We start from the raw sequence: 9643 nt of genomic DNA, 5'->3' as shown, positions 1-9643 counted from the left end.
CCTCACCCTCCGAGCCGTCCTCGGCGACCACGGCCTCGCCGAACTCACCGACCGCGCCGAGCTGTTGGCCACGGAGCTGGCCACCAACGCCGTACGGCACACCGACGGCCCCGCCCTCCTCCGCTTCCAGTGGCTGCACCCCGTACTCCGCGTCAGCGTCGGCGACACCCGCCCGAGCCTCCCCATCGTCCCCGGCCACCGCCCCGTCCGTACGGCACTCCACGCGGAGAACGGTCGTGGACTCCTCATCCTCGACGTCCTCGCGGACCGCTGGGGCGGCTGCGGGACCGGCGACGAGCACCCCGGCAAGACGATCTGGTTCGAACTCGCCCTCACCAAGCCCGAACCGGAACCGTCCGCCGCGTGAGACTCCGTCAGGACACGTCGGTCTCGTAGAAGCAGAGGTGCCCCTTGATCGCCGCGACGGCGTCGTACGGCTCGGGGTAGGCCCACGCGAGATCGGGCGCGTCGGGGAGGGACCAGTAGGAGGCGGTGCCCTTGAAGGGGCAGACGGTGTGGGTGTCGGAGGGGGTCAGCAGATCGAGGCGTACGTCCTCGGCGGGGATGTAGTACCGGGGCGGGCACCCCGTCTCCTCCAGGACCAACGCCCTTTCGCTCTCGGCCAGTAGAAGCTCTCCGTGCACCACGCGCACGCGCGCGGACGACGGCTCGACGGTGATGCGATGTCCTTCGCTCATCCCCCGTACGGTAGGCGCCATGCGCATCTGTGTCTTCCTCTCCGCAGCAGACCTCGACGACCGCTACACCCTCCCGGCGAGGGAGTTCGCACGACTCCTGGGCAAGGGCGGCCACACGCTGGTGTGGGGAGGCTCGGACGCGGGCCTGATGAAGGTGGTCGCGGACGGGGTCGAGGAGTCCGGCGGACGCCTCTGCGGAGTCTCGGTGCAGTTCCTCGCGGCGCGGGTCCGCCCCAAGGTGGACGAGATGGTCGTAGCCAAGGACCTCGCCGAACGCAAGCGACTCCTGATCGAGAAGGCCGACGCGGTGGTCATCATGGTCGGCGGCACCGGCACGCTGGACGAGGCGACCGAGATCCTCGAAATGAAGAAGCACGGCCACACGGCAAAGCCGGTGGTCCTCCTCAACACGGCAGGCTTCTACGACGGCCTGGAGCAACAGTTCCGCCGCATGGAGTCCGAGGGCTTCCTCCCGGTCCCCCTGTCGAACCTGATGCACTTCGCGAAGGAACCGGCGGAGGCGCTGGCGTACTTGACGGGGAACTGAACCGCTCACCCCAGGAACGACCCCACCGCCCCCGCCAGCAACGGCGACATCAGCACGTCGTAATGCGTCACCCCCGGCAGCACGGCCAACCGTGACGCGACCCGCCCCGAGCCGTCCCAGCCCGCGTCCTTCAGGCCTCCGCCCAACAGCCCGTAGAACTCGACCATATGAGCCGGCCGCACGGCATCCGCGTCGCCGAACACGAGCAGTACCGGCGCCGAGATGCCCTCCACCTCAGCGGTCCAGTCGTACGGCAGCTTTTTCAGCTCGGCCACCTTTCCCACCAGCACGGGCCAGTCCTCGACGCGGGGTGCGAGGCGGGCGTACATCTCGTAGACCGGCGACTGCTTCATGGGCTCGGCGGCGGCGGAGCTCATCGCGTCCATGCCGGCCAGGACTTCGGGGAACCAGCCGTCGCGACGGGCAGGTGTGGAGACGATCACTAGGCGCCGGACGACCTCGGGGTGCTGGATCGCGGTGCGTAGAGCGACGTCGGCTCCGACCGAGTAGCCGAGGACGTCAGCCTGCGGTAGGCCCAACTTCCGCAGCAGCCCGGCGATGTCGTCGGCCATCGTCTCCGCCCGCAGCGGCCGGTCCACATCGGCTGTACGCCCATGCCCCTGGAGGTCGACGACGAGCACGCGCCGCCCCTCGGCCAACGACGGCAGCAGCGGGGCGAACATCTCACCGGAACCCAGCCCGCCGTGTAGAAGGACCAGCGGGGTGCCGGGACCGCCGCCGTGCTCCTCGACGTAGAGGGAGATTCCGTCGATGTCGATGTAACCCATGCCTGCCTCTTTCCGGTTGGAGCCGTAGCGAGGGGTAGACGGTAGCGGTGCCCGGAACTCATCGGCGCCCGCGAGAATGATCCGTATGCCGACACATGTGATCACCGGCGCCGGTTCAGGCATCGGCGCAGCAGTGGCCCGCCGCCTCCACGAACGGGGCGACCAACTCGTCCTGCACGCGAGGGACGCGGGCCGGGCCAAGGAACTCGCCGCACAGTTCCCCGGCGCCCGGACCCTCGTGGGCGACCTGGCCGACCCCGACAAGCTGAGCTGGGCGTTCTCCCACCAGAGCCTCCCGGACCGGGTGGACACGCTCCTGCACATCGCGGGTGTCGTGGACCTGGGCCCGGTGGGCGAGCTGACCCCGAAGGCGTGGCGCCACCAGCTGAACGTCAACCTGATCGCCCCGGCGGAACTGACCCGCCACTTCCTGCCCCAGCTCCGCACGACGAAAGGCCACGTCCTGTTCGTCAACTCCGGCTCCGGACTCACCGCGCACGCCGAGTGGTCCGCGTACGCCGCCTCGAAGCACGGCCTGAAGGCCCTCGCCGACTCCCTCCGCCACGAGGAGCACGGCAACGGCGTACGGGTCACCTCGGTCTACCCGGGCCGCACGGCGAGCCCGATGCAGGCGAAGGTGCACCAGCAGGAGGGCAAGGAGTACGACCCGGGGAAGTGGATCGACCCGGAGTCCGTGGCGACGACGATCCTGACCGCTATCGACCTCCCGAGGGACGCCGAAATCAACGACCTGACGGTCCGCCCAGGACGCTGATCCGGTCAGAGGCGTTCAAAAACGATCACCCGCCGCCCCCGGACCTGTTCATCGGCGACGACCCGGAAGTACCGCTCCAGCACCCCCACCTTCGCCCGGTCCCGCGCCGCCCGCGCGGGCCGTGCGATCTCTTCGGCGTCGGTCACGAGCAGCACCCGCCGCTCGTTCAGCACAGCCGCCCGTATGCGCCCGGCGTCCGCCTCGACCCCCTTGAGCGTCCCGGACTCCCGGGGCCCCTGCACCAGCGCTATGTCCCGCAACCCCGCGAAGGCGTCGGGCGACACGGACCGCGCGTCCCGGCGGGCCGCCGGAACGAACACCACCGCGTCCCCGGGCGCCTTCAGCCGCCGTACGTCGGAGGCGACGGCAAGGACGTCGTCGATACGGCTCGACGGCGCCCGCTTCGCCAGGGAGTACGGCAGCAGCGCCACCGTCGCCAACGCGACCACCCCCGCGAGAACGACCCCCCGCGCTTTCGAAAATGTCCGTATCGCCGCCCCTAGGGACGATCCGATCAGCAACGCGAGCCCGAGCATGCTGAAAAGGACGTACCGGTCCATGTACAGCGGCTGGATCAGCGACAACCCGATCAACCCGGCCTGCGGAACCACCAGCAACGGCAACCCCACCGCCGTCACGGACAACTGCCCCGCGCGCGGGCGATCCACCAACGCCCCCGCGCACCCGATCCCCACCAGGACGGCGGGCCCGATCAGCGTCCCCCACGTCAACGGCGGTATCCACGACACCTGCTCGGACTGCGACCGGCTGAACAGCACCAGCGGCAGGACGCCCGCCGTGGCGAGCGCTCCCGCCGCTCCCCACCGCACCCACACCCGCCGCCCGGCCCGGCACCACGCCAACGTCACCAGATGCGCGGCGAGCATCATCAGGGACAGCCAGTTCAGCAGCCCGATGACCAGCACGACACCCCCGTACAGCACCCAACGCCCGCGCCCCCGCACCCCGTCGACGAGCAGCAGCGTCGCCACGGCCGCCCCCGCCGCGACGAGCGCGTACGACCGCCCCTCCTGGAGCTGGAACTGCACGGCGGGCAGCAGCCCGAGGGCGAGGCCCGCGGCGAGCCCCACCCACCGGTCGGCGAGCCGGCACCCGACGACGGCGACACACCCCGCGGCGACGGCGATCCCCGCGACGGACGGCAGCCGCAGCGTGAGGACGCTCGCGCCGAACCACTCGAACAGGACGTGCATCAGCAGGTAGTAGAACCCGTGGACGACGTCGACGTTGCCGAGCATCCGCCAGATCTCGCCCGTGGACCGCGAGGCGACCTGCCAGGTGGCCGCCTCGTCGCGCCAGACGCTGTCCTGCCGGGTGATCCCCCACAGACCGAACGCCCACGTCCACACGACCGGCACGGCCCACACCACGGGCAGACGGCGGCACGGCATGAAAAAGCTCCCCCCGGAACGGCTGTCGACGGCCGGACAGGAAGAGCGAAGATCACCGGACGAGGTTCCCGCGCGCACGCGTACGTAGGCTTCCGCCTGTGAACCCAGACTTTCGTTTCGCCCCCGCCACCGGCGTCGGCTCCCTGCCCGGCGGTGACGCCCGGGAGGCCGCCAAGACGGTCACCGGCTCGTTCGAGGACTTCCCCCACCTCGCGGAACTCCCCGCGCGCGGGCCGGGCGCCGACATGATCGGCCGTACGGCGGGGATGCTCGTCGAGCTGTACGCGCGCGTGGAGCCCAGCGGCTGGCGCCTCGGCGACCGCCCGGGCCGCGACACGAAGCGCGCGCGCTCGTGGCTGGGCGAGGACCTGGACGCGCTGGAGGAGTTCACGCAGGAATACGCCGGGCCGCTGAAGGTGCAGGCCGTCGGGCCGTGGACGCTCGCCGCGTCCCTGGAGCTGCGCAACGGTGAGTCCGCGCTGTCCGACCTCGGCGCCTGCCGCGACCTCGCCGGCTCCCTCGCGGAGGGCCTGCGCGAGCACCTCGCCGAGGTCCAGCGGCGCGTGCCCGGCGCTCAACTCGTGCTTCAGCTCGACGAACCCTCCCTCACCGCCGTCCTGCGCGGACACGTCAAGACCGCCAGCGGCTACCGCACGCACCGCGCCGTGGACCGCCAGCTCGTCGAGGCGAGCCTCCGGGACGTCCTCGGCGTGAACGCTCACGGGATCGTTCACAGTTGCGCCCCCGACGTGCCGTTCGCCCTGCTGCGCCGGGCCGGAGCCGCCGCCGTCTCCTTCGACTTCTCGCTCCTCACCGAGCGTGACGACGACGCGATCGGCGAAGCCGTCGAAGCCGGGATCAAGCTGTTCACCGGTGTCGTGCCCGGCACGGACACGGCATTGTCAGACCCTGCCGGTAGCGTCATGGGTGTCAGGACGCTGTGGCGCAGGCTGGGGCTGTCACCGGCGCTTCTCGCCGAGGCCGTGACGGTGACCCCGGCGTGCGGGCTCGCGGGCGCTTCCCCCGCGTACGCCCGCACCGCGCTCGCCCACTGCGTCCGGGCGGCGAGATCCCTCGCGGACAACCCTGAGTAACGGAGGACAAAGGTGGCCGGCGACAAGCAGACGGAGGCCCGCGAGCGGCACGCCCAGCTCGCGGAGCAGATCGAGGAGCACCGCTTCCGGTACTACGTGAAGGACGCCCCCGTCGTCAGCGACGCGGAGTTCGACAAGCTCCTGCGCGCGCTGGAGGCCCTGGAGGAGGAGTACCCCGAGCTGCGCACCCCGGACTCGCCGACGCAGAAGGTCGCGGGCGCGTACGAGACCGAGTTCACGTCCGTCGAGCACCGCCAGCGCATGCTGTCCCTCGACAACGCCTTCGACGACCTCGAACTCGCCGCCTGGGCCGAGCGCGTCCACAAGGACGTCGGCACGTCCGTGTACCACTTCCTGTGCGAGCTGAAGGTCGACGGCCTCGCCGTCAACCTGACGTACGAGCACGGCCGCCTCACGCGCGCGGCGACCCGCGGCGACGGCCGCACGGGCGAGGACATCACGCCCAACGTCCGCACCATCGCCGAGATCCCCGACCGCCTCACGGGCGAGCGCGTCCCCGACCTCGTCGAGATCCGGGGCGAGGTCTACTTCCCGATGGAGAAGTTCGCCGAGCTCAACGCCCACCTGGTCGCGATCGGCGACAAGCCCTTCGCCAACCCCCGCAACGCGGCGGCCGGTTCACTCCGCCAGAAGGACCCCCGCAAGACCGCCAGCCGCCCCCTGCACATGGTCGTCCACGGCATCGGCGCCCTGGAGGGCTACGACGGCCTCACCCGCCTCTCCGAGGCGTACGACCTGCTGCGCACCTGGGGCCTGCCGACCTCCGCGCACAACAGAGTCGTCGGCGACCTCGACGGCGTACGGCAGTTCATCAAGCACTACGGCGACAACCGGCACTCCGTCGAGCACGAGATCGACGGCGTCGTCGTCAAGCTCGACGAGATCCCCCTCCAGGGCCGCCTCGGCTCCACCTCGCGCGCGCCGCGCTGGGCCATCGCGTACAAGTACGCGCCGGAGGAGGTCAACACCAAGCTCATCAACATCCGCGTGGGCGTGGGCCGTACGGGCCGGGTCACCCCGTACGCGCAGGTCGAGCCGGTGACGGTCGCGGGCTCCGAGGTCGAGTTCGCGACCCTGCACAACCAGGACGTCGTCAAGGCGAAGGGGGTGCTGATCGGGGACACGGTCGTGCTGCGCAAGGCCGGGGACGTCATCCCGGAGATCCTCGGGCCCGTGGCCGACCTGCGCGACGGCACCGAGCGGGAGTTCGTCATGCCCGCCGAGTGCCCCGAGTGCGGGACGCCGCTGCGGCCCATGAAGGAGGCCGACGTCGACCTCCGGTGCCCCAACGCCCGCACCTGCCCGGCCCAGTTGAGGGAGCGCCTCTTCTACCTCGCGGGCCGCAAGTCCCTCGACATCGAGCACTTCGGGTACGTCGCCGCAGCCGCCCTCACCAAGCCGCTGGAGCCCGACACGCCGCCGCTCCTCGACGAGGGCGACCTCTTCGACCTCACCATCGAACAGCTCCTGCCCATCAAGGCGTACGTCCTCGACCAGGACAGCGGCCTCCCCAAGCGCGACCCCAAGACCGGCGAGGAGAAGATCGCCACCGTCTTCGCCAACCAACTGGGCGAGGCGAAGAAGAACGCGGTCGCGATGCTGGAGAACATCGCGGCGGCGAAGGAACGCCCCCTCGCGCGCGTGCTGACGGGGCTGTCGATCCGGCACGTCGGGCCGGTCGCCGCCGAGGCGCTCGCGCGCGAGTTCCGGTCCATCGAGCGCATCGAGCAGGCCACCGAGGAAGAACTCGCCGGGACCGACGGCGTCGGCGGGATCATCGCCGCCTCCCTCAAGGAGTGGTTCGCCGAGGACTGGCACCAGGAGATCCTGCGCAAGTGGCGCGCGGCGGGCGTACGCATGGAGGAGGAGAACTCCGGCGAGGACGAAGGCCCGCGCCCGCTGGAGGGGCTCACCGTCGTCGTCACCGGCACGCTGGAGCACCACACGCGGGACGGCGCGAAGGAGGCGCTCCAGACGAGAGGCGCGAAGGTCACCGGGTCGGTCTCGAAGAAGACGTCCTTCGTGGTCGTGGGCGACAACCCCGGGTCCAAGTACGACAAGGCCATGCAGCTCAAGGTGCCCGTCCTGAACGAGGAAGGGTTCGCCGTCCTCCTGGAGCAGGGCCCCGAGGCAGCTGCGGACGCGGCACTTCCGGTCGAGGAGTAGCCGTGAAAGGCCACCCGTTCGGCGCATTTGGGAGCGATACGGGTGGCCGGTGCGCATTCGGGCAACCGTCGCCGACCGCTGCCCGTACACGTCCTGATCGGCCTACTGTTGAGTTGTGCACCTGCCGTGCCCAGTTACGGCCGGGGCATTCCCGGCTTGTCAGAACCGGGGACCAGGGTTTTCCCACGCGGCGCCGCCCGAACCGACACCGGCCGCGCACCGCACGGCGTGGGCACCGCCGGCTGTGAGAGGGACGGGAATGGAACCGACCGAGAGCGCCGCCCCGGACTCCGGGCTGCGCCCACGCCGGCCGGGCGGGGTCAACTGGCGTGGTCTGTGGGCCGGTCGTACGGCCGACGAGGCCGTGCTCGCGCTGCCGGTCGCCGAAGGGGGGCCGTCGCTGGCGGGCGGGTTCCCGGGCGGTGGTGACGGTGAGCGGCGGAGTCTGCCCAGCCTGCCCGCCGTCGTCGTCGCGGCTGCCGCGTTCGCTCTCGGGGCCGGGTTCTACCGGGCGTTCACCGGTGGGCACGCCCTGTTTCCCTCCGGCACCCTCGGGTGGTCCCTCGCGCTGCTGACCGGGGTTATCGTCGGCCACCTCGTGATGCTCGGACGCGCCCGCTGGTGGGGCGGTACGGGGTCCGGGGCCGCGCTCACGCTCGCCGTGCTGTTGTTGTACGGCTGGGTGCCCGCCGGGCTCGTCAGTCTTACCGTCGTCGTCCTCGTCGGCGTCGCGCGCCGGCATCGGTGGCGGCAGGGGATTCTGCACGGCGCGGTCGACATCCTCGGCATCGGGGCGGGCGCGCTGGTGCTCGCGGTGTGCGGGCGGGTGCCGTCCGTCGAAGCGCCGTGGGACCCCGAGACGTGGACCGTGTACACGGCACCTCAGGTCGTCCTCGTCGCCGTCGCGTACCTCGCCGTCACCCGCGTCCTGCTCTGGTTCCTCCAGCGGCCCTCCCACGGCGGGCTGCCGACCGTCGCCCGCACCGCCCTCGTACGGCAGTCGATCGTCGCCGTCGCGCTCCTCGGGATCGCGCCGCTCGTCTGCGTCGTCGCGGACGCGGAACCCGTGCTGCTGCCGCTGTTCTCGATCCCCCTCATCGCGCTCGACTCCACGCTGTGGATCGCCCGCATGCGCGCGGAGGAGCAACTCCGCGATCCGCTCACCGGGTTGCCCAACCGGCAGTGGCTGCTGGAGCGGATCTGGACCGCGCTGGACGACGCCGAACGGATCGGCGCGCGGGCCGCGTTGATGCTGATCGACCTCGACCGGTTCCGGTCCGTCAACGACACGCTCGGTCATCTCGCCGGTGACCGGCTGCTGTTGCAGATCGCCGACCGGCTCAGGACGGCGCTGCCGCGCGGCGCCGAGGTCGCCCGGCTCGGCGGGGACGAGTTCGCGGTGCTGCTGCCCGTCGCCGACTCCACGACGTCCGCGACGCGGGTCGCCAGAGCCCTGGTGACGACGCTGAGTTCACCGCTCGACCTCGACGGGCTGACCCTCGTCCTGGAGGCCAGCGCCGGGGTCGCCGTCTTCCCCGACCACGCCGTCGACGCGGAAGGGATGCTGCGGCGGGCCGACGTCGCGATGTACCAGGCGAAGCGGGACCGTACGGGCGTCGAGGTGTACGAGTCCAAGCGGGACTCCAACACCCCCGACCGGCTGGGGCTGTTGGGCGATCTGCGGCGGGCCCTCGACGCGCACGAGGTGCAGTTGCACTACCAGCCCAAGGTGCGGTTCGACGGGCACGTCGCGGGACTCGAGGCGCTGGTGCGGTGGGTCCACCCCGAGCGCGGCAAGGTCCCGCCGGACGAGTTCATCGCCATCGCCGAGTCGTCCGGGCTCATGCCCCACCTCACGGAGTACGTGCTGGAGACGGCACTCGAACAGGTCGCCCGGTGGCGTGCGCAGGGCCTGCGCGTGCCGGTCGCCGTCAACGTCTCGCCCCGCGACGTCCACACGCCCGGCTTCGCCGGGGCCGTCGCCGCCCGCCTCGCCCGGCACGGCGTCCCGGCGGGAGCGCTCCAACTCGAGATCACCGAGCACGTGTTGCTGGAGGACCCCCAGCGCGCCGCCGACACCCTCAACGGCCTCACCGGCCACGGCGTGAAAATGTCCCTCGACGACTTCGGCACCGGCTACTC

Annotated in this window: 9 protein-coding genes; 6 read left to right on the top strand and 3 right to left on the bottom strand. The window is 71.3% G+C overall.

What is annotated here, in order from left to right; genetic code table 11:
* On the top strand, positions 1–367 hold a 367-nt coding region (locus tag AOK24_RS27645), incomplete at its 5' end, for an ATP-binding protein (RefSeq protein WP_167376864.1).
* A gap of 7 nt (positions 368–374) precedes the next feature.
* Here AOK24_RS27645 and AOK24_RS27640 read toward each other — a convergent pair.
* Positions 375–698 (bottom strand): DUF427 domain-containing protein, encoded by a 324-nt coding sequence (locus AOK24_RS27640; RefSeq protein WP_055722771.1) that lies wholly within the window; start codon positions 696–698, stop codon positions 375–377.
* Positions 699–717: 19 nt separating this feature from the next.
* Here AOK24_RS27640 and AOK24_RS27635 point away from each other — a divergent pair, with 19 nt between their 5' ends.
* Complete coding sequence (locus AOK24_RS27635; RefSeq protein WP_055722770.1) at positions 718–1245, top strand: LOG family protein; 528 nt, start codon at positions 718–720, stop codon at positions 1243–1245.
* 5 nt (positions 1246–1250) lie between these two features.
* Here AOK24_RS27635 and AOK24_RS27630 read toward each other — a convergent pair whose 3' ends face one another.
* Positions 1251–2033, bottom strand: coding sequence for an alpha/beta fold hydrolase (locus AOK24_RS27630; protein WP_055722769.1), 783 nt, complete (start codon positions 2031–2033; stop codon positions 1251–1253).
* A gap of 76 nt (positions 2034–2109) precedes the next feature.
* Here AOK24_RS27630 and AOK24_RS27625 point away from each other — a divergent pair, with 76 nt between their 5' ends.
* Positions 2110–2808: an SDR family oxidoreductase gene (locus tag AOK24_RS27625; RefSeq protein ID WP_055722768.1), complete on the top strand. Its 699-nt coding sequence runs from the start codon at positions 2110–2112 to the stop codon at positions 2806–2808.
* A gap of 5 nt (positions 2809–2813) precedes the next feature.
* Here the strand turns inward: AOK24_RS27625 and AOK24_RS27620 are convergent, their stop codons facing one another.
* Positions 2814–4220, bottom strand: coding sequence for a hypothetical protein (locus tag AOK24_RS27620; RefSeq protein WP_055722767.1), 1407 nt, complete (start codon positions 4218–4220; stop codon positions 2814–2816).
* A 98-nt stretch (positions 4221–4318) separates the two neighbouring features.
* Between AOK24_RS27620 and AOK24_RS27615 the strand changes: the two genes are divergently transcribed.
* From AOK24_RS27615 to AOK24_RS27605, 3 genes are all read left to right on the top strand, one after another.
* The gene (locus AOK24_RS27615) at positions 4319–5314 is read left to right on the top strand and encodes a methionine synthase (protein ID WP_055722766.1); all 996 of its coding nucleotides are present in this window, start codon (positions 4319–4321) and stop codon (positions 5312–5314) included.
* A 12-nt stretch (positions 5315–5326) separates the two neighbouring features.
* Positions 5327–7501: an NAD-dependent DNA ligase LigA gene (ligA, locus tag AOK24_RS27610; RefSeq protein ID WP_055722765.1), complete on the top strand. Its 2175-nt coding sequence runs from the start codon at positions 5327–5329 to the stop codon at positions 7499–7501.
* Positions 7502–7760: 259 nt separating this feature from the next.
* On the top strand, positions 7761–9643 hold a 1883-nt coding region (locus AOK24_RS27605), incomplete at its 3' end, for a putative bifunctional diguanylate cyclase/phosphodiesterase (protein WP_055722764.1).

The sequence above is a fragment of the Streptomyces niveiscabiei genome, assembly GCF_001419795.1.
Lineage (GTDB): Bacteria > Actinomycetota > Actinomycetes > Streptomycetales > Streptomycetaceae > Streptomyces > Streptomyces niveiscabiei.
This window is presented reverse-complemented; position numbering and strand designations above follow the sequence as displayed.